Below are 20,221 nucleotides of genomic sequence, written 5' to 3' on the forward strand. Positions count from 1 at the left end.
GATTAAGCATTAATTCTCACACATAAAAAAGCCCCGCTAATGCGGGGCTTCTTAAAAACTAATTATACAGCTTTTGCTATGTCACCAATTAGAACGGGATATCGTCGTCAAAGTCGATAGGTGGTTCCATTGGGTTTGATGCGCCGCCTTGTGGTGCATTTTGTGGCTTAGGTGCAAAACCGCCTTGTTGAGGCGCACTGTTTTGCTGCTGACCATAGCCGCCACCGTATTGGTTATTGCTTTGCTGAGGTGCAGATTGTTGCTGCGGGCGCTGTTGTTGCGCAGGTGCAGACTGCTGCTGTGGCGCATAGCTATTATTGTTGCTTTGCTGCATTTGCTGGCCAGAACCGTAGCCGCCACTTTGTTGTTGGCCACCTTGGTAACCGCCTTGTGATTGACCACCTTGATAGCCGCCACCTTGCTGCTCACCACGACCGCCTAACATTTGCATTTGACCGCCCATGTCTACCACGATTTCTGTAGTGAATTTTTCTTGGCCTGATTGATCAGTCCATTTACGTGTTTGTAGGCGACCTTCAATGTAAACTTGTGAACCTTTACGAAGATACTCACCAGCAACTTCTGCTAGTTTGCCAAACAACACAACACGGTGCCATTCAGTACGCTCTTGCATTTGCCCTGTGTTTTTATCTTTCCAGCTATCTGTCGTAGCAATGCTGATATTCGCTACGCCATTGCCATTAGGCATATAACGTACTTCTGGATCTTGGCCTAAATTACCAACCAAGATAACTTTGTTCACACCGCGTGCCATGGAACTTCTCCTATAAAACGTTAGATTAAACCAGCCACTTTGCGTGCTTGGTCTAGGTCAAATTCTTTATCATTAATCTTTAAATAGCTGCGATTTTCATCACAGACAACCGTTGCTTCAATTACGCCCGGTAAAGCAACAAGACGAGAAGCAAGCGCTTGTGCCTGCTGCTCTGAACTTAATTCAGTCATTAAGCTAATTATTTTACTTCTTGGTGGGACTTGCATATTCCAAGCAAGGATAAGCCATATTACCCCAACAAGTGCCGCCGCCGCAAACACTGCTTGCGCACTTAATGCTTGAGCAACGTAACCTCCTAATAAACCACCTAAAAAGGCACCAAAAAACTGTGTTGATGAAAATACGCCCATCGCAGAGCCTTTCTGGTTTGCAGGAGCAATACGTGACACAAGTGCAGGCATGGTTGCTTCTAAAAAGTTAAAAGCAATAAAGTAAACCAGCATACAAATACCAATACCAATCACTGAATCAACCCATAACGACATTGCTAGCATGCTTAAAACAAGCAGCGCGATTGAGCCAATAAACGCTTGTTTTTCTTTTTCTTTACGAATCGCCACAATCATCATAGGCGCCATTAAGAAAAACGCTAAAAACAGCACAGGAATATATAAATACCAATGGTGGTCTGCAACTAAGCCATCTTTGATAAGCTGGCCTGGTAAGGCGACAAATACAGTGGTTAATGTCAGGTGCAGCAGCATTACACCAAAATCAAGGCGTGCTAATTGCGGGTGTTTAATCAGTTGTTTAATGTCATCTAAAGTAGCAAGCGTATCCCCTTTTGGGGCTTTACTTACCGCATTAGGAACTAAAAATAACACGATTAGAATACCTAAAATGGCAAGCCCTGCGGTAAGCCAAAATACCCCAGCGACTCCCCACGATGCAGCAACAATTGGCCCAAGTAACATAGCAACAGCAAAGCTCATACCAATACACATACCAATCACGGCCATAACTTTCGGACGTTGCTCATCACGGCTTAAATCAGAAGCAAGTGCCAATAAGGCACTGGCAATCGCCCCCATGCCTTGAAGTGCACGCCCTAGCGTAACCATTTGAACAGACTCAGCAGTTGCCGCAATCACTGAACCAAGAGCAAACATACAAAGGCCACCAATAATCACTTTTTTGCGGCCAATTTTATCAGACAACCACCCCATCGGTATTTGTAACACCGCTTGCGTTAAACCGTAGGCACCAATAGCAAAGCCAATCCAAAGCGGCGAAAAACCTTCTAGTTGCTGACCATAAATCGCCAATACTGGCATCAGCATAAATAGGCCAAGCATACGGAATGCAAAGACGCTCGCCAACGAAACGGCAGCGCGTTTTTCTCGAGAGTTGAGTGAAGATGCTGTCATGAATTACTGATCTTGCTGTCTATTAAAATTTGAGCGTGGATTCTACCACAAGCGAAAACTAAATAATCACCTGTAAGCGATGATTTTTTCTTTGATCAAGGATTAATCTTATCGCGTATTATGAGATACTGAAAAAATAATTAGGTAATAAAACGAGATAGCATGGAAAACATTGAAGTCCGAGGCGCCCGTACGCACAATTTAAAAGACATCAGCCTAACCATTCCCCGTGATAAGCTGATAGTTATCACTGGCCTATCTGGTTCAGGGAAATCGTCTTTAGCGTTTGATACTTTGTACGCAGAAGGGCAACGTCGTTATGTTGAATCATTGTCAGCGTATGCAAGACAGTTCTTATCGCTGATGGAAAAACCCGATGTTGATCACATTGAAGGTTTATCACCTGCTATCTCTATTGAGCAGAAATCGACGTCGCATAACCCGCGTTCAACGGTCGGTACCATCACCGAAATATACGATTACCTACGTTTATTATTTGCCCGTGTCGGTGAGCCTCGCTGCCCTACTCACGATTTACCGCTTGCAGCACAAACGATCAGCCAAATGGTCGATACCGTTTTAGCGCTTCCTGAAGGAAGTAAGCTAATGTTGTTAGCACCGGTGGTAAAAGACCGTAAAGGTGAGCATGTTAAGCTGCTTGAGCAACTAGCAAGCCAAGGTTTTATTCGTGCACGTATCGATGGCGAAGTCTGTGACTTATCAGATCCACCGACCCTTGAGCTTCATAAAAAGCATACGATTGAAGTTGTGGTTGACCGCTTTAAAGTTAAAGATGGCCAACAACAGCGTTTAGCTGAATCATTCGAAACAGCCCTTGAGCTTTCATCTGGTATTGCCCATGTAGCGGCAATGGACGATTCACTCAGCGAAGACATGCTGTTTTCTGCTAATTTTGCCTGCCCAACGTGTGGCTATGCAATGAGTGAACTTGAGCCGCGTTTATTCTCGTTTAACAACCCTGCGGGTGCGTGTCAAAGCTGTGATGGTTTAGGTGTGCGTCAGTATTTTGATCCAAACCGTGTTGTGCAAAATCCTGAGCTAAGCCTATCGGGTGGTGCAATTAAAGGTTGGGACAAACGTAGCTTTTATTACTTCCAAATGCTGCAAGCTGTCGCTGAGCATTATAAGTTTGACCTAGAAGTGCCTTTCCAAGAACTTGGTAAAGATGCGCAAAAGGTGATTCTTGAAGGTTCAGGTAAAACTAAAATTGCCTTTAATTACCGTAACGACCGTGGTGATTTAATTACGCGTAACCATGAGTTTGAAGGCGTTTTAAATAATATGAATCGCCGCTACCGTGAAACAGAGTCAAACTCAGTGCGCGAAGAGCTCGCAAAATACCAAACAAGCCAAGCGTGCCCGAGCTGTCATGGCTCTCGATTACGCGAAGAAGCTCGCCATGTATTTATAGGCCAAACCAATCTACCAGCAATCACCACAATGAGTATTGGTGAAAGCATGGCATTTTTTGATGGTTTAAATCTAACAGGCCAGCGCGCCCAAATTGCCGATAAGATCCTTAAAGAAATTCGTGACCGTTTATCTTTCCTCATTAATGTAGGTCTCAATTATTTATCGCTTGAGCGAAGTGCCGACACCCTGTCTGGCGGTGAAGCGCAGCGTATTCGTTTAGCAAGTCAAATTGGTGCAGGTCTAGTTGGTGTAATGTATGTACTGGATGAGCCATCAATTGGTTTGCATCAACGCGATAACGACCGCCTACTACAAACCCTTATTCACCTACGTGATTTGGGCAATACGGTCATTGTAGTTGAGCATGACGAAGATGCCATTCGCGCTGCGGATCATATTATCGATATCGGCCCAGGTGCAGGTGTTCATGGCGGTCATGTTATTGCACAAGGTACCCATGACGATATTCTTGCCAGCAAAGATTCAATCACGGGTCAGTACCTTTCTGGTGAGAAGAAAATTGAAGTACCAGCGACTCGCCATCAAACCAACGACAAATGGCTTGAGCTATTTGGTGCCACAGGTAACAACTTAAAGAACGTTGATTTACGTATTCCATTTGGCTTAATGACCTGTATCACCGGTGTGTCAGGCTCAGGTAAATCGACACTTATCAACGACACTTTATTTAAACTGGCTCATACCGAGTTAAATGGCGCAACGACCGCTGAAGCGGCCCCGTATAAGTCAATCAAGGGTCTAGATCATTTTGATAAAGTGATTGATATTGACCAAAGCCCTATTGGCCGTACTCCGCGCTCAAACCCTGCCACTTACACCGGTATTTTTACTGGTATTCGTGAGCTATTTGCAGGCACTCAAGAAGCCCGTTCGCGTGGCTATAAAGTCGGTCGCTTTAGCTTTAACGTTAAAGGTGGCCGTTGTGAGGCTTGCCAAGGCGATGGGGTGATCAAGGTAGAAATGCACTTTTTACCTGATGTGTATGTACCTTGTGATGTGTGTAAAGGTCAGCGCTACAATCGCGAAACCCTCGAAGTACAGTACAAAGGTAAAAACATTCACCAAGTACTCGAAATGACCGTTGAAGATGCCCGTGACTATTTTGATAAAATTCCGGCCATTGCACGTAAACTGCAAACTTTAATGGATGTTGGCTTGTCGTATATTCGCTTAGGTCAAGCAGCTACTACCCTTTCGGGTGGTGAAGCACAGCGTGTGAAACTGGCTCGCGAACTTTCAAAGCGCGATACCGGTAAAACGCTGTATATCCTTGATGAACCAACTACGGGTTTACACTTTGCTGATATTCAGCAATTATTAGTAGTACTTCACCGCTTACGCGATCACGGTAATACCATTGTTGTTATTGAGCATAACCTTGATGTGATTAAAACTGCTGACTGGATTGTCGATTTAGGCCCAGAAGGTGGTTCAGGCGGTGGTGAAATTTTAATTTCTGGTACACCTGAAGACGTCGCCGATTGTGAGCGCTCACACACGGGAAGATACTTAAAACCATTACTATAAAAAGGATATTGCGTGCGTAGGTATTTAAAAATTGCAAAATGGCGCGCTAATAAACAGTTTCAACAACAGCAACGTAGCTGGCAGCCTCATAAAACAAGGCTGGTTGAACGATTACAAGCCATTTGGTTTAACTTAAGTACCGCACAAAAGCTCTACCTTTTAGCATTAAGCAGCCTGATTGTTCTGCAATCGGGCTGGCTAAGTGCCACCATCACTATCATTGCGCTTGTTATTGAGTTTTGGCCCAAGTTTAACCAGCTTTGGCACTCTCTTGCTGGCAAAGCACTGATTTTAATCTTCTATGCCAGTATCGCTAATTTTGTCTTGGCCGGTGCGAGCGGCATAGTTAATGATGTGACTCATGTCTCTTCCAGTCATTTTAACTACACACATAACTTTGCTACCCTGTTGTATTTACCACCCTGGGCAATGGGAATAACACTAGGTACTTTATTGTTATTTCAACTTTTTTTGCCTTTCTACATTTTTATCTTGTTGCTGATAAAGCCATTCGGCTCTGAGCGAGTTAAATTTATTAGTCAAAGCTATTCGCCGCTGTTAACCGCTATTGTGCGCTTTGTTTTAGCGTCTGTGGTCTTTATTAACCTGATTTCGTTTCTTGATGATAAGCCCCCTGAAGAAGTGCTCGACAACATGGTCAGTACCTTTCTCGATAGCAAAGTCATTGCCAAAGAATCCGGTGAAGAGCAGCAAAAAGCGGTCGAAGAACTCGGTGAAAAGCTCGAGCAACAACTTCCTGAAAGTACACAAAGCTCAGCTCCAAGCCAAGACGTAGATATAAAAGGTGACAGCGAAACCGCCGAAAACCTTCGCCAGTTTTTAGATACCAAAGGTTACTTTGAACGCAGCAAACGTTTAATTGCGATGTTTGCTTACAGCTTTGAAGCCGATAGTTATTCACGCTGTTTAAAAGCAGAAAACAGTAAAGCCGTTGAGCTGAATGATTACGAAATAGTACAAGTAACCCCTGATCACAATGCCGAATATGGCTATCGATTTGAAGTGATTGCGTGTGACTCACCTGGTGTCACTCCAGTAGCAAAGTAACGCAGCAATCAATACTACTCGCTTGGCTTACTGCGCTTTTCTCTGATGAAATGAAATATGGAAAGCCCAATAAAGCCAAAGCAAACTAAGGCGATTACTAAGTTGGGTATAAAAATAAGCAGCATTGTTGCGTCATAGCCGACCTTTGCGAAAGCTGCGCAAAGGCTACCAATAATAAGTTCAGTTAAAATTAGTTCCCATTCTAATGAGCTATTCGCTGCCACTGTTTTAGTCGCATAATGTTTTACTTTAAAGCCCATAGCAAAACCTACCAGTTCCTATTTTGATACACCTACACTAGCATCAAAATACACAGCCTCAAAATAATAGGCTTTAAAACCTTATTTCACTCCGTAAGAATTAGACATAAAACACTGAAATAAAACAAATTAAAATTTTAAAACCTTATAAATAAATCGCTTAGAACTAGATAAGCGACTCTATGTAAATTCCTCGCTATTGTAGTTTCCATCAACGGGCTACCAACCAATTTTGCTTCGCTGATAAAACTAATCAACCAATGAAAGGAATTAAATTATGACTAACTCAGTATTAAAAATGATGTCACTTTTAGCTGTCACTGCAATCATTATTACATCGCCTAATACCTTACTTAATACGCAAGGTGCTCAAAAACTAAATCAGCAATTAGAGACTTCTATCGAAGCGTCTATTGAGCAAATGAACAATAAAATTGATTTGCAAATTGAGCAACAACTCAATAAGTAATCGTTGGCTTGCTCAGAGTGCTGAGCAAGCTTCTTTCAATTAACAGGCGTAAATAATGAAAACACTGACTCGACACTTTCTCATCTCATCAGTTGCTGCATCTGGCTTATTAACAAGTGGGTTTGGCGCTGCTAAAAGTGCTGTTTGGCAGGTAAGTAAAGGCGATGACTATATTTACATTGCAGGTTCAATTCATATTTTGCCTCCAAAAGAGCTACCACTCCCAGTAGAATTTAATCAAGCTTATAAACAAGTAGATACCTTAGTACTTGAAGCCGATGTACCTGCACCAAGCGATAGTTCGGCACAGCTCACAATGCTAAAAACGCTTAGCTACCAAGCAGGTGAAACATTAAGTAGCAAGCTAACAGCAAAAGTGAAGCTGCAGTTAGAAGAGCAGCTAAACCGTTACGGTATGAAACTGAGTGAGTTCGATAGCTTTCGCCCATTTTTGGTAAGTTTGTTAATGACGTCATTAGAATTACAAAAGCAATCACTACTAGGTGAAGGTGTCGACAGCTACCTAACTAAATTAGCAAAACAAGATGATAAAGAGTTGGCTTTCCTTGAAACCTTAGCGTTTCAATTACACCTATTTAAGCAATTAGGTAGCCAAGACGAAAGTGCCTTTATTGAATCACAATTAGCGCAAATATCTCACTATCAGCATCATTATGCTGCCCTGCTTGATGCATGGCGAAATGGCGATATGCAGGCAATGAATACACTCACTATTATGCCGCTCAAAGAGCATGATCTACTCACCTATAACATGCTAATTAAGCAGCGTAATTTAACCTGGCTTAGCAAGATAGAGCGCTATTTTACTAATCATCAAAAAGAGCTGGTGCTTGTTGGCGCAGCCCACTTGGCCGGTGACGATAGCTTGTTAGGCTTACTAAAAAATAAAGGCTATGCAATTAAACAGTTGAACACAGATGAGGAATAAGAAAATGGAAAAAACAGACAAAACCGCTGCTGCACTTATCTGTTTGTTTACAGTATTAATCGTGCTTAGTTTTTAATAGCTAAAAAAATACCGCTTTATAGCGGTATTTTTATTTCAATTATTTGCTGAAAGATTACGGGCGAGGGATAAAACCTACCGCATCGTACACAGCTTTTAATGTTTTCTCAGCGCGAATACTCGCCTTTTCAGCACCTGATTTCATGATGCTATCAAGCAATGATTGATCTTCACGAATCTCTTTAAAGCGCGCTTGGATTGGCTCAATCATATTCACAACCGCTGCTGCGGTGTCTTTTTTCAGGTGACCATACATTTTGTCTTCATATTCAGGTACTAAGTCTTCAATTGAGCGCTTAGTTGCAACTGATAATAAAGTAAGTAGGTTAGATACACCTGGTTTTTCTTCACGATCAAAGTAGATACGCGCTTGCTCGTCTGAATCGGTTACTGCTTTTTTCAGTTTCTTTTCAATCTTCTTCGGCTCATCCAATAACATGATGTAACCGTTTGGATTTTCATCTGACTTAGACATTTTCTTCAGCGGATCTTGTAAGCTCATTACACGTGCGCCAAACTCAGGAATGTACGGCTCAGGTAGTTTGAACACGTCACCGTATAGGTTGTTAAAACGTGTTGCGATATCACGTGTTAATTCAAGGTGTTGCTTTTGATCTTCACCCACTGGCACTTGATCTGCTTGATATAACAAGATATCAGCTGCTTGCAGCACTGGGTAAGAGAATAAACCCACATTCACGTTATTCGCATGCTTAGATGACTTATCTTTGAACTGCGTCATACGATTAAGCTCACCCATTTGCGCGTAACAGTTTAATACCCAGCTTAGCTGTGCATGTTCTGGTACTTGAGATTGTACAAATAACGCCGCTTTCTCTGGATCGATACCACATGCAGCATATAGCGCAATACCGTCAAGAACGCGCGAACGTAATTGCTCTGGATCTTGGCGTACCGTAATGGCATGTAAATCAACTAACATAAAGAAACTTTCGTGGTCTTCCTGTAGCTTAAGCCACTGGTTAATAGCGCCAACATAGTTGCCTATTGTCATACCACCGGTTGGCTGAATGCCACTTAACACTACTGGTTTACTCATGATGTTCCTTTATATTTTTTACTAAACTAAAAAGACGAAATTAAAATGCACTTACCTTTGGGTAAGAACGGGTATTATATCTAAGAAATTCTCGCAGAGGTACTCTGGATTGAAATCAGCGAGGTTTTCACCTTGGTTATAGCCATAACCAAGCGCGACAACGTCAACATTTGCAGCTTTTGCTGCCAAAATATCACTTTTTGAATCGCCAATCATAACCGCTTTTTCAGGGCTAACATCTAATTGCTGACAAGCAAAGTGCAATGGTTCTGGTGAAGGTTTCTTAGCCATATCATCGCCACAGACAATAAACTGAAAATGGCTGGTCAGTGACAGTTTATCAAGTAACTTTTCGGTAAAACGGCGCGCCTTATTGGTGATCACCACTTTAGGAATACCAGCAAGTGCGGCAAGCCCTGTTTCTACATGCTGATAAAGCGCACTATAGTCACCTACAACTTGGTCATAGTGCTGATAAAATAACTTAATTGCACGCTCAGCAAGGGCTTCATCTAAATGCTCACTAACTTGCATATCGCCACTCAAACCACGTTTAACAAGTGTTTCTATACCATTACCGACCCAGCTTTCAACTAGCTTCTGCGTAACAACCGGAAACGCTAAGTCAGTAAGAGTCAGGTTCATCGCAATATATAAATCATAAACACTGTCGACTAGGGTGCCGTCTAAATCAAAAAATGCTGCATCGTATTTCATGATTCAACCTTTGCCAGTTCGCTACGCATCGCATCGATAACGGCTTTGTAATCTGGTTGATTGAAAATTGCAGAGCCAGCAACAAACATATCAGCGCCCGCTTCTGCAATTTCAGCAATGTTATTAACACCAACACCACCGTCAACCTCTAGTCGAATATTACGACCTGAATCATCAATAATTTTACGCGCTTGGCGAAGCTTTTCGAGCGTATGCGGAATAAAACTTTGACCACCAAAACCAGGGTTAACCGACATTAATAGCACCACATCAACTTTATCGAGCACATGCTCAAGGTAGCTAAGGCTGGTCGCAGGATTAAATACAAGCCCTGCTTGGCAACCGCTGACTTTTATAAGCTGTAAGGTACGGTCAATATGCTCACTTGCTTCAGGGTGAAAGCTAATAATAGAAGCGCCCGCTTCAGCGAAGTCGGGAATTAGGCGATCGACAGGTTTCACCATAAGATGCACATCAATCGGTGCTGTGACACCGTAATCGCGCAGTGCCTTACAAATCATCGGGCCAAAAGTTAGGTTTGGCACATAATGGTTATCCATTACATCAAAATGTACAACGTCTGCCCCACTTGCTAATACACGATCAACATCTTCACCTAAACGGGCAAAGTCAGCTGATAAAATAGAAGGGGCTATTAAATACTTTTGTAATGTTTCCAACATGAGAGATTCCATCATAATTTGCGACTGCAAGAAGAGCGCATAATGTAACCCAATCGACAGCTGATTAAAACACCACAGCAGGTTGTTAGAATGCGATAGAGAGAAGCTAATCCTTTTAGCCTATTGAATTTAAGGTGAATTAATCAAAAGTTGAGCTAAAACTCTATTAATCAAGATGTAACAATACATGCATATGAAACAAAATATAAACATAAAATTTACTTTAAAGGGTTAATTTTATTAAATTTTTATTTAATTCAGCAGTAATTAAGTTTGTTATTTGAGCAATTGTTATGTATGCTTGTCTAAATAACACAAACAAGGGTTATTCTCATGCGTGCTTTTAAAATAGGGATCTTAATCGCGTCCGCACTTTCTGTTGCTGCGTTTGTATCTTTTTCATCGGCTGATGAAGACGACTTTTTAGCAGTGGCGTCTGGTTGCTCGTGCAACACAGTTAGCGCATCATCATCTTCTGCTCAATGTATGAAAGCAGAACAAGAAACAGGATGGTTTTCTTGGTTAACGGGTGATAGCCGCAGCGCTCAATTCCATTACCTTGATTTACTTGAACTATTAACAAGTAACGAAGAATCAAAGAAAGTTAGCGGTTTAGGTTCTAAGTTCTAAATCGCATGAACAAATTCATTAGTGCATTACAAAGTGTCTTCGCGGCATTTTTTGGTGTGCAATCAGAAGACAAGCGTCAAGCTGATTTCAAAGAGCATTCGCTCAGTACAATTATCATCATTGCCCTGGTGTTATTCAGCCTGTTTGTAGCAGCGATTTATTTCACCGTTTCTTTGGTGCTAAATACATAGCCATTAGCTCATTCACTTTATTACGTGAACCTCCCTTCGGGCTAATCGTGCGTTTTACCTGAATTTCATCCAGTGATGCTTGGCTATAGATTTTACGAGTCCATACAGTATCATGGTTAGAAATAAGCACCGGCGTGTTATTTTCGAATGCCGCTTGCTCAGCTAAATTAGCCAAGTTAGCTTGATCATCTAAATTGAAGCCGCCTTTAGCGTAGGAAGTAAATGATGCCGTTTTACTCAGCGGTACATAAGGTGGGTCGCAATACACTACTGCGTTTTCAGGAATAAGCTTAAACACCTCGTCATAACCTAAACAGGTAAAGGTTGCTTGCTGTGCTTTTTCAGCAAAGAAATGCATTTCTTTTTCAGGAAAGTACGGGCGCTTATATTTACCAAAAGGCACATTAAAAATACCTTTTAGATTGTAACGACACAAACCGTTATAGCCATGACGATTCATATATAAAAATAAAATCGCTCGCTCATACACATCGCTGCTCTGATTAAATTGAACACGATACTCATAATAGGCTTCAGGATGGTTATTGAGCTCTACAAACAACTTTTTTGCATCACTGATGAACTCATCAGGCGTGCGTTTAAGCTCAGTGTAAAGGTTGATCAGATCCGCATTGATATCGTTTAAAATATAATGCTTAAAATCCGTATTAAGGAATACAGAGCCAGCACCAACGAAAGGTTCAACTAAGGTGTCAGCATCCACACTCGCTTGCTTCAAGCGGGTATGAATATCTTCAACTAGGCTGTATTTTCCACCCGCCCATTTAAGGAAGGCTCTGGTCTTTTGCTGCATCTGCTCTTAACTTCAATTCGGTGTTGCGCGATTTTACACTAATCAGTTTTAATTTACTGATTTAGTGAAGCGATTTCTTGTTTAATTTTACTTATTTTTTTATAAAACGGCTGATTTTTACGCACATTATCAGAAAGTGTTGTTACGCCCTTCTTCGCGTCATTGAGTGTGCTATAACTGCCATAAGTGACAATCCACCACGGCTTACCGTTACGTAAACTTTGGTAAGTCTTTACCTGCCCTTGCAAGCCATTTTCATTAATAAACTTATCGCTGATCTCTTGCTTAGTCACCGCAAGTAATTGGATTACAAAATTGTCATCTGGCTGAGTTAAATACCACGCGTTACCCACTAACGACTGCTGAGGTTCTGATTCAGTTACCTCGTCTGCAATTGGCTCAGCGTTACTCATGATGGCTGTCGCTACTTCATCAGGCGTTGGCTGATCAGTCTCTTCTGCTACTTGCTCTGCAGGTAATAGGCTATCTACAATCGCAGCGACATTATTGTTATGACTTTCTTTTTCACGGTTTTCTATTACAGAGTTATCAACCGGCACATTAGCAGCTTGAGTCGTGTCGACAGCATCATGATTGGTAACTTGCTGCTCGGCTTGAGACTCACCTTGAGCGTGCTCCGAAGCTAGCTCTTTGCTTTCTACTGGACCATTAATTACCGCTTCTGCAGGTAATGCGGTTGCCACAGTGCTCGTTGTATCTTGCTGGTAGTGCGCTTTCCACCACTCGGTCATGTCTGCTTTATATAGAAAGCCAATAATAAGCAGCATGGTTGTGATTAAGAGCAAAATTAAATAAAGCAGTTTATAGCTTTTTTCGGGTGCGCGAATGTCTGCGGTTTGTTGTTCTGGTTGCCATGCAAGTAATAAGGCAGGATTACCATGCGCCTCTTGTAAGAAAGTGCGAAAAACAGGATCTTCTTCCACAGGGAGGCTATCGAAAAACCAACGCATGAGCTGTTTACTTTCACTTATATTTAGCGCTTCAAGGTGGATCTCGACGGCTTGGCTAAATTGCCCAACCGATTGTGATGCAATCAATATATATAACGTGCTTGGGCTTTGCTTAGCAAGAATTTCTAATTGCTGAATTAACTCTTCCGATAAATGACGGCCTCCATCAATCACCCATAAACAATCACCACAAGGTTGTTGTTTATAGAGTTGATAGAAATTTTCAGACAAACTTAAAGCGTGATCAATCAGCGGGTTACTAAAGCTTTGTTCTAGCAATTCAGTCATAAACTGCTGGTCAGTCATTTTTCCAGACAACTGAACAAACGCTTTATTAAAGTTGTGGTATTTATCAGTAATGAAGGTTTCTAATAAATAGCTTTTACCAAGGCCTGACGGGCCAAGCAAGCAAATTAGATTTTGCCCATATTCAAACTGCAGAGCGATTCGATCAACTAGCGCAGCACGGCTAGGCAATATTTGCGATTGCATTAGCGCGCTATTAAATCACAAACCTGCTGATCAGTAACATCACTTACCAGCGCACATTGACCAAATTGGGTAGGAAGAATAAAGCGTATCGTGCCTTTCTTATTCTTCTTGTCTTTACGCATGTGCGTTAAAAATTGCTCGCTGGTCATTTCTGCTGGAATATCAACAGGTAAGTCATAATCTGCAATCAATTTAACGACGCGCTCAAGTTCAGCTGCGGTTAAATCACCACGGGTATGGGCTAGACGTGCTGCAAGTACCATACCTGCCGCAACAGCTTCGCCGTGTAACCAGTTACCGTAACCCATTTGCGCTTCAATCGCATGACCAAAGGTGTGCCCTAGGTTTAGTAATGCGCGTAAACCTGCTTCTTTTTCATCTTGTGCAACAATTAAGGCCTTGATTTCACAACAACGGTAAATTACGTGCTGTAATGTTTGCTCGTCGAGTGATTTAAGGTTGGCAATATTTTGCTCAAGGTAAGCAAATAATTCTGTGTCGTAAATGAGGCCATACTTGATAACTTCAGCCATGCCCGCTGCGAATTCACGCTCTGGCAATGTATGAAGAGACTGTGTATCGATAAATACTGCTTGCGGCTGATAAAAAGCACCAATCATGTTTTTACCAAGCGGATGGTTTACTGCCGTTTTACCACCTACTGATGAGTCAACTTGCGAGAGCAAGGTAGTTGGTACTTGAATAAAAGGCACGCCACGTTGATAACATGCAGCAACAAAACCTGTGAGGTCACCCACAACACCACCGCCTAATGCAATAAGGCACGTATCGCGACCACAGTTATGTTCAAGTAAGAACGCCGAAATCTTTTCAAACCACTCAAGTGATTTGTATTGCTCACCATCAGGGATAATAAAAGATAACGGGTTAAGATCAGCTAACGACGTCATTACATCATCAAGATATAAAGGTGCAATGGTGTCGTTAGTGATAATGATTGGTCGACAATCGCCGATGTGCTCACGCAGCCGACCAGTCTCTTTAAGAGCAGATTGACCAATATAAATAGGATAACTTCGCTCGTCCAAATTAACTGTTAATTCAAGCATAGCTAGTTTCCTTTTTATTATTGGTTTTTAAAAATCTAATTTCTCGATGATTTGATTAGCAACAACTTTCGCGCTTTGCTCATCAGTGCGGACAACAAAATCAGCAACTTCTTTGTATAACGGTTCGCGTTCTTCAGCTAAGCGCTCTAGTACATCACGCGGTGCTTCTTCTGTTTGCAATAATGGGCGACGCTTGTCGCGCTGTGTGCGTGCAACTTGCTTTTCGATTGGTGTCTCTAGGTATACAACAATACCACGAGCAGATAGCTTGTTACGTACTTCTTTACTGATCACAGAACCACCACCTGTTGCAAGAACAATACCTTGCATCTCAGTTAGGTCTGAAATTACAGTTTCTTCACGAAGTCGAAAGCCCTCTTCACCCTCAAGATCGAATACCCAAGCAATGTCTGCTCCAGTACGACGCTCGATCTCTTGATCTGAATCGAAAAATTCAAGGTGTAATTGGTCAGCAATGTGACGACCAATTGTGCTTTTGCCAGCCCCCATAGGGCCCACTAGAAATATATTACGTTTCTCAGCCATATCTTTTTAGTACAAACGAACTCTAAAATTTGAAATAAAACCCCGCCTAACGACCTGGCCCCAAAATTAAGGAGGGGATTATCTCAGTAATTGCTTGGGTATTTCAAGTCAATTAGCATAAAAAGCCAGATAACGAGCAATTAAACATGCAAATTGCTCGTTGCTTAAGAAAAAATCACTTAATCGATTTGAATTTTTGGTGTAACAAAGATTAGCAGCTCTTTTTTCTCGTTAAATTCACTGGTGCTTTTGAACAATACACCTAAGTAAGGAATATCACCTAACAGAGGTACTTTCTTAGTTGAGTTAACGATTTGCTGCTGGAAGATACCACCAAGCACCACAGTTTGGCCATTTTCTACTAATACTTGTGTTTGGATTTCTTGAGTATTAATCGCCACCGCTGAACCCGTTGGTGTCTGTACCGTATCACCACGGGTATCTTGCGTGATCACAAGATCCAGAATGACCTTGTTGTCTGGCGTGATATGTGGTGTTACTTCTAAACTTAATACCGCTTTTTTGAACGTTACTGTTGTTGCACCACTTGATGCAGCTTCAACGTACGGGATCTCTGTGCCTTGCTCAATGCGGGCTTTTTGTTGATTCGCTGTGGTGATACGTGGACTTGCGATAATCTCACCGCGGTTTTCTTCTTCAAGAGCACTTAACTCTAAATCTAAGATAGTGCCATTGGCCAATTTAGCAATTTGTACACCAATGCTACCCGCAGGGCTTGAAACCGGTAAGTTAACATTTAATCGGTCAGACAAGCTTGGAATATTATCGTATGAACCCGCGCCGACCATGCCACCAGCACCTTCTAATGTGCCAGAGATAGCACCGTCACTGCCCACATCGCTAATCCCCCAGCGAACACCTAAGTCTTCTTGCACGTTATCATTCACTGTCACCATACGTGATTCAATGACCACTTGTTTAACAGGAATATCTAGGGTTTCCACCATACGGCGCACGCTTTCAATGCTTTTCGCTGTGTCTTTAATCAGTAATGTATTAGTACGTTTATCAACAGACACACTACCTCGCGCAGAAATAATGCTGTTGGTGTCTGTTTTCAATAAGTCTGCAAATTCTTCAGCTTTAGCATAGTTAAGACGGATATATTCGCTGTATAACGGCTCTAAATCTTCAACTTGTTGTTTAGCTTTAAGCTCCTTCGCTTCACGAGCGGCAAGCTCCTCTGATGGTGCAACCATCAAAATAGTACCGTCCATACGCTTATCAAGACCTTTAATTTTAAGCACGACATCAAGTGCCTGATCCCAAGGTACACCATCTAAGCGCAGCGTGATATTGCCTGTGACTGAGTCACTAGTTACTAAGTTAAACTCGTTATAGCCTGCAATAATCTGTAGCACAGAGCGAATTGGAATATCTTGGAAATTAAGACTCATTGGGCGACCTTGATATTCAATGCCGCCATCAAGGTAAGCTCGCTGCGTATCATCTTTTTCAACGGTTAGTGTAAAGATGTTTTCAATTTGTTGATGAGTAAACTTGAACGCTGCATTTGGTTCAACCACGATGCGCGTCATATTGCCTTCTTTGAAGGTTTCGATATTACTAACAACGGTGCCAAAGTCCATGACATCTAATTGATACAATAAATCGTCTAAAATATCTGTGTGGTGGAACTCTGCAATAATTTTGCCGCCACTTTCATGCACATCAATTGCAGCTTGTGTATCTTGTAAGAAGACTAAAAGACGTGCTTCACCTTTTTCGCCGCGACGAAAATCAATCGACTGAACTGTATTGATAAAGTTATTTGATGCTGTCAAACCACTGGCACTGTCTTCGCTCGTAATTGGGTTATCTGAAACATGCAAAGTAACAATGTTGTCTTTCGCTGAAGTTTTATAGATTTTCAGTTTGTCTAAGTTAACAACAACCTTCAAACCATCAGCGGTCAAGGTGCTGGTTACATGCTTAATGCCTGCTTGGTTAACTGGAACATCGCGTACTTCATTATCCACACCCACATTACTGAAAAGCATTTCGATACGTGCTGGCGAATTATAAACCTGAACCTTAGGTTCAAATGTTAGCGCTTCATCAAACACCAGCTGTAACTGTGTTTCACCTTTCATTAATGGGTTATAACGTACGTCATACAGTAAAGGGGCGGCAATTGCCGTCTGTGCTACGATTAAGGCTAATGCAGCTAACATGAATTTATGCATGTGTTTTAACCAAGCCATTCCTTTATGCATCTTCTTTTTACCTTTCATAAGATTAACTTGCACCATTTGTTTCCGCCTCTAACATTTCCAGCTTAGTCAGGCGTTCCTTCCAACAACCAGCCCCATCCGGGATTAATTCTAATAATTCTATATAATTGTCGTGCACTTCTTTAATTTCACCATGGTACAGACCAATATAATTACCCACAGTGACGCGATAGAGCGTATTGTCTGCTGCTTTAATCAGCGCCCAATTGTTGCCAACACGGCCAATAGTCCCTTGCATAACTAGGTTATCTAATGGGTACTTCTCAAGTGGTTGACGAACACGATTAGGATCTGGGTGTAAGCAGTTTTTAACTTGTACTAAGTTGTTTTGGATAATTTCCGGCTTTGGTGCCACAAACGGGCTGCGTAATTTTCCAGCACTATATGCAAAATGCTCAAACTTTGTGATCTCTGGTATCGGTTCAACTTTAGGCGTTGTACTCGCTTTTACTTGATCAATAAACTCTTTTTGTTCTGAAGTATCGTCATTACACGCGCTTAGCACAATAGTCATGGCAATAATTAAGGGAAGTTTCTTCATTTTTTAGCTCCCCCTTCATAACGATAAGTCTTAGCAACAACACTGAAAGTGAGTTCACCATCACCCAGGGTTTGAATAGTAAAGTCGTGTAAACTCACAATACGAGGTAATTGAGCAACTTTACCTACAAACTCACCAAACTCATGATACGTGCCTACCACTTCAATTTTAATCGGCAGCTCTGTATAAAACTCTTTTTCAACTTCAGGTAACCAGCCAATTTTTAAAAATGTTAAACCACTGGTGGTACCAACATAAGATAAATCGTCCAACAAGCCTGGTGTTTCGTTTGAGGTTGGTAAGCGCTTTAATAGCTGTGAAAACTTATCTTCCATCTCAACCATTTGCTGGCGATATATTTCTAAGTTACTCGCAATGGCATATTTTTCTTTATAAGTTTTGCGTAGTTCTGTCTCTTTCGCTACCGCACTGTGATAACTGGCTATTTCGTCAGACACTAATAAGCTGTAGCTAAAGTATAAAACCAGCGCAGCCACAAACGCACAGCACAAAGCCTTAACAGCAATGGGCCAATCGCCCATATTTTCGAGCTCTATTTCATTCCAATCTATTTCAGTTAACGCTTTGATATCAAGGTTCATTGCGTGCCTCACCTATCTGATCAAATGGTTTAACGTAAAAATCCATATTAAAGTCACTCAATAATCTTGACGTTTGTTCACCAGCAACAATGCCTTGCATAATAGGACGCTCTAACAAATATGAGCCTTGTACTTGACGCAGCATAGTTGATAAGCGGTTATTAGACTCACTGCGACCGATTACATGAATACGATCATCACGGCGTTCAAGCTTGGTTAAATAAACTCCGGCAGGAACAATATTAGCGACCTCATCCATAATTTGCGTCCCTAAGTTACGGTTACTTTGTAACTCTTCGATGAGGCGCATACGTTGCTGTAAGTTTTCTTTTTTCTTATCGAGTTCGTTTATCTCACGAATACGTTGGTTCAATAATGCAATTTCAGTATTTAAGAAATTGTTCTTCACGTTTTGTCCATCACGCAAGCCGCCATAAAAAGAGCTTAGTAAATACATACTTAAGAAGCTAACGACAACAACGCCAAATAGCACGGTAACGAACTTATTTTGTGAGTCTTTTCTATGTTGTTCGCGCCAAGGCAGCAGATTTATATGTGGCATGGTGAAAAGCTCCTTAATGCCAATCCTGTGGCTATCGCAAATTGAGTGCGGTGACGCTGCAACATATTGCGATCAATCTTTGGCGAAATTTCAATGTTAGCAAATGGCTCTGCAACAACAGTGTGAATGCCTAGCTCTTCAATTAGGAGCCTATCTAAGCCTTCGATCATAGCAGTACCACCAGTGAGTACAATGTAATCAACTTGATCTTTACCACTGGTCGTTAAGAACATTTGCACTGCGCGTCTAACTTGCTGTAGCAGTGACGTTTGGAATGGAGCTAATACTTCAAAAGTATAATTTGGTGGTAAGTCACCCGTCGTTTTACCAATTTCAGCTTCATCAAAGCTCTTGTTGTAGTATGCAACAATGCTATTTGTGTATTGGTCACCACCAAACACTTGGTCACGGGTGTAAATTGTTTCACCTTCTTGCACAACGCTCACAAGCATCAGCACAGCACCAATATCAACAACAGCAACACACTTGTTAAAAGCATCACTTGGCAGTTGTTGGTAATAAACATCCATCGCACGGCTCAGTGCATAGCTTTCAACATCAACAACCGCTGCTTTTAGGTTGGCAGTTTCTAAGGCACCTACTCGCGCTTGCACACTTTCAGTTCGAGCGGCAGAGAGCAGTACATTCACTTTACTTGGATCAGCTTCGTTGATAGCCAACTTTTCAAAGTCAATGTTAACCTCATCGAGTGGATATGGGATTAAACTATCAGCTTCTATTGCTATTTGTGACTCTAATTCAGCATCTGTTAATGATACATCCATAAAAATCACTTTCGTAATTACCGTTTGGCCTGAAACGGCTACAGCTGCGGTTTGAACTGATTTAGGAATTTTTCTTTTTAGTTTAGCGATAACATTACCTATCGCTTCTATGTCTTGTATGGAACGTTCAGACATAGCGCCTTTTGGCATAGGTTCAATAGCTAACGCTTCAAGCCGCAAACCTGCGTCTGTCTCTTGCAACAGCACTGCTTTTATACAGTGCGATCCGATGTCGATTCCTACCATCATAGATGAAGGCTTTTTAAATAGCTGACTTAGCATGTTTGCAACTTGGCCTTTGTTTTAATAATAAACAAGTTATAATTTTTATCT

21 protein-coding genes are annotated in these 20,221 nt (G+C 41.7%); 6 read left to right on the forward strand and 15 right to left on the reverse strand.

What is annotated here, in order from left to right; genetic code table 11:
* Positions 1-88 precede the first annotated feature (88 nt).
* Both ssb and CWC28_RS04975 read right to left on the reverse strand, forming a co-directional pair.
* Complete coding sequence (gene ssb / locus CWC28_RS04970) at positions 89-775, reverse strand: single-stranded DNA-binding protein (RefSeq protein ID WP_105182086.1); 687 nt, start codon at positions 773-775, stop codon at positions 89-91.
* Between the two features lie 20 nt (positions 776-795).
* On the reverse strand, positions 796-2,163 hold the full coding sequence (locus tag CWC28_RS04975) for an MFS transporter (RefSeq protein ID WP_063699895.1): 1,368 nt from the start codon (positions 2,161-2,163) through the stop codon (positions 796-798).
* Positions 2,164-2,325: 162 nt separating this feature from the next.
* Here CWC28_RS04975 and uvrA point away from each other — a divergent pair, with 162 nt between their 5' ends.
* Positions 2,326-5,145, forward strand: coding sequence for an excinuclease ABC subunit UvrA (gene uvrA / locus CWC28_RS04980; RefSeq protein ID WP_138624825.1), 2,820 nt, complete (start codon positions 2,326-2,328; stop codon positions 5,143-5,145).
* Between the two features lie 12 nt (positions 5,146-5,157).
* Positions 5,158-6,213 (forward strand): hypothetical protein, encoded by a 1,056-nt coding sequence (locus CWC28_RS04985; protein ID WP_138624826.1) that lies wholly within the window; start codon positions 5,158-5,160, stop codon positions 6,211-6,213.
* Positions 6,214-6,227: 14 nt separating this feature from the next.
* Here the strand turns inward: CWC28_RS04985 and CWC28_RS04990 are convergent, their stop codons facing one another.
* Entirely contained in the window at positions 6,228-6,473 is a 246-nt protein-coding gene (locus CWC28_RS04990) for a hypothetical protein (RefSeq protein WP_138624827.1), read from the reverse strand.
* A 277-nt stretch (positions 6,474-6,750) separates the two neighbouring features.
* On the opposite strand from CWC28_RS04990, the gene CWC28_RS04995 reads away from it, so the two are divergent.
* Entirely contained in the window at positions 6,751-6,942 is a 192-nt protein-coding gene (locus CWC28_RS04995; protein WP_063699902.1) for a hypothetical protein, read from the forward strand.
* A gap of 55 nt (positions 6,943-6,997) precedes the next feature.
* On the forward strand, positions 6,998-7,891 hold the full coding sequence (locus tag CWC28_RS05000) for a TraB/GumN family protein (RefSeq protein WP_063699904.1): 894 nt from the start codon (positions 6,998-7,000) through the stop codon (positions 7,889-7,891).
* Between the two features lie 133 nt (positions 7,892-8,024).
* Here CWC28_RS05000 and trpS read toward each other — a convergent pair whose 3' ends face one another.
* The 3 genes from trpS to rpe are packed head-to-tail and all read right to left on the reverse strand — an operon-like array spanning position 8,025 to position 10,429.
* Positions 8,025-9,029: a tryptophan--tRNA ligase gene (gene trpS, locus CWC28_RS05005; protein ID WP_054552798.1), complete on the reverse strand. Its 1,005-nt coding sequence runs from the start codon at positions 9,027-9,029 to the stop codon at positions 8,025-8,027.
* Between the two features lie 51 nt (positions 9,030-9,080).
* Positions 9,081-9,746, reverse strand: coding sequence for a phosphoglycolate phosphatase (locus tag CWC28_RS05010; protein WP_063699909.1), 666 nt, complete (start codon positions 9,744-9,746; stop codon positions 9,081-9,083).
* Positions 9,743-10,429 (reverse strand): ribulose-phosphate 3-epimerase, encoded by a 687-nt coding sequence (gene rpe / locus CWC28_RS05015; protein ID WP_138624828.1) that lies wholly within the window; start codon positions 10,427-10,429, stop codon positions 9,743-9,745. Before rpe ends, CWC28_RS05010 begins: the two co-directional genes overlap by 4 nt.
* A gap of 333 nt (positions 10,430-10,762) precedes the next feature.
* On the opposite strand from rpe, the gene CWC28_RS05020 reads away from it, so the two are divergent.
* Complete coding sequence (locus CWC28_RS05020) at positions 10,763-11,059, forward strand: hypothetical protein (RefSeq protein WP_063699915.1); 297 nt, start codon at positions 10,763-10,765, stop codon at positions 11,057-11,059.
* A 5-nt stretch (positions 11,060-11,064) separates the two neighbouring features.
* Complete coding sequence (locus CWC28_RS05025; protein ID WP_138624829.1) at positions 11,065-11,250, forward strand: DUF2970 domain-containing protein; 186 nt, start codon at positions 11,065-11,067, stop codon at positions 11,248-11,250.
* Here CWC28_RS05025 and CWC28_RS05030 read toward each other — a convergent pair.
* The 9 genes from CWC28_RS05030 to CWC28_RS05070 all read right to left on the reverse strand — a co-directional run bounded on the left by CWC28_RS05030 (position 11,222) and on the right by CWC28_RS05070 (position 20,170).
* Positions 11,222-12,064 (reverse strand): Dam family site-specific DNA-(adenine-N6)-methyltransferase, encoded by an 843-nt coding sequence (locus tag CWC28_RS05030; RefSeq protein WP_063699919.1) that lies wholly within the window; start codon positions 12,062-12,064, stop codon positions 11,222-11,224. The two genes, CWC28_RS05025 and CWC28_RS05030, sit on opposite strands and share 29 nt — an antisense overlap.
* A 53-nt stretch (positions 12,065-12,117) precedes the next feature.
* Complete coding sequence (locus CWC28_RS05035) at positions 12,118-13,527, reverse strand: AAA family ATPase (RefSeq protein ID WP_138624830.1); 1,410 nt, start codon at positions 13,525-13,527, stop codon at positions 12,118-12,120.
* On the reverse strand, positions 13,527-14,597 hold the full coding sequence (gene aroB, locus CWC28_RS05040; protein ID WP_063699923.1) for a 3-dehydroquinate synthase: 1,071 nt from the start codon (positions 14,595-14,597) through the stop codon (positions 13,527-13,529). Before aroB ends, CWC28_RS05035 begins: the two co-directional genes overlap by 1 nt.
* Positions 14,598-14,624: 27 nt before the next feature.
* The gene (aroK, locus tag CWC28_RS05045; RefSeq protein WP_036973192.1) at positions 14,625-15,143 is read right to left on the reverse strand and encodes a shikimate kinase AroK; all 519 of its coding nucleotides are present in this window, start codon (positions 15,141-15,143) and stop codon (positions 14,625-14,627) included.
* Positions 15,144-15,322: 179 nt separating this feature from the next.
* Positions 15,323-17,416, reverse strand: a complete 2,094-nt coding sequence (locus CWC28_RS05050; protein ID WP_105174967.1) for a type IV pilus secretin PilQ — start codon at positions 17,414-17,416, stop codon at positions 15,323-15,325.
* Positions 17,403-17,939: a pilus assembly protein PilP gene (locus CWC28_RS05055; RefSeq protein WP_063699925.1), complete on the reverse strand. Its 537-nt coding sequence runs from the start codon at positions 17,937-17,939 to the stop codon at positions 17,403-17,405. Before CWC28_RS05055 ends, CWC28_RS05050 begins: the two co-directional genes overlap by 14 nt.
* A complete protein-coding gene (locus CWC28_RS05060) occupies positions 17,936-18,541 on the reverse strand; it encodes a type IV pilus inner membrane component PilO (protein WP_063699927.1) in 606 nt (201 codons plus the stop codon). Before CWC28_RS05060 ends, CWC28_RS05055 begins: the two co-directional genes overlap by 4 nt.
* Entirely contained in the window at positions 18,531-19,103 is a 573-nt protein-coding gene (locus CWC28_RS05065) for a PilN domain-containing protein (RefSeq protein WP_063699929.1), read from the reverse strand. Before CWC28_RS05065 ends, CWC28_RS05060 begins: the two co-directional genes overlap by 11 nt.
* Positions 19,091-20,170: a pilus assembly protein PilM gene (locus tag CWC28_RS05070; RefSeq protein ID WP_063699931.1), complete on the reverse strand. Its 1,080-nt coding sequence runs from the start codon at positions 20,168-20,170 to the stop codon at positions 19,091-19,093. Before CWC28_RS05070 ends, CWC28_RS05065 begins: the two co-directional genes overlap by 13 nt.
* Positions 20,171-20,221 lie beyond the last annotated feature (51 nt).

Origin of the sequence: Pseudoalteromonas sp. S4492 (assembly GCF_005886115.1) — a bacterium.
Lineage (GTDB): Bacteria > Pseudomonadota > Gammaproteobacteria > Enterobacterales > Alteromonadaceae > Pseudoalteromonas > Pseudoalteromonas gelatinilytica.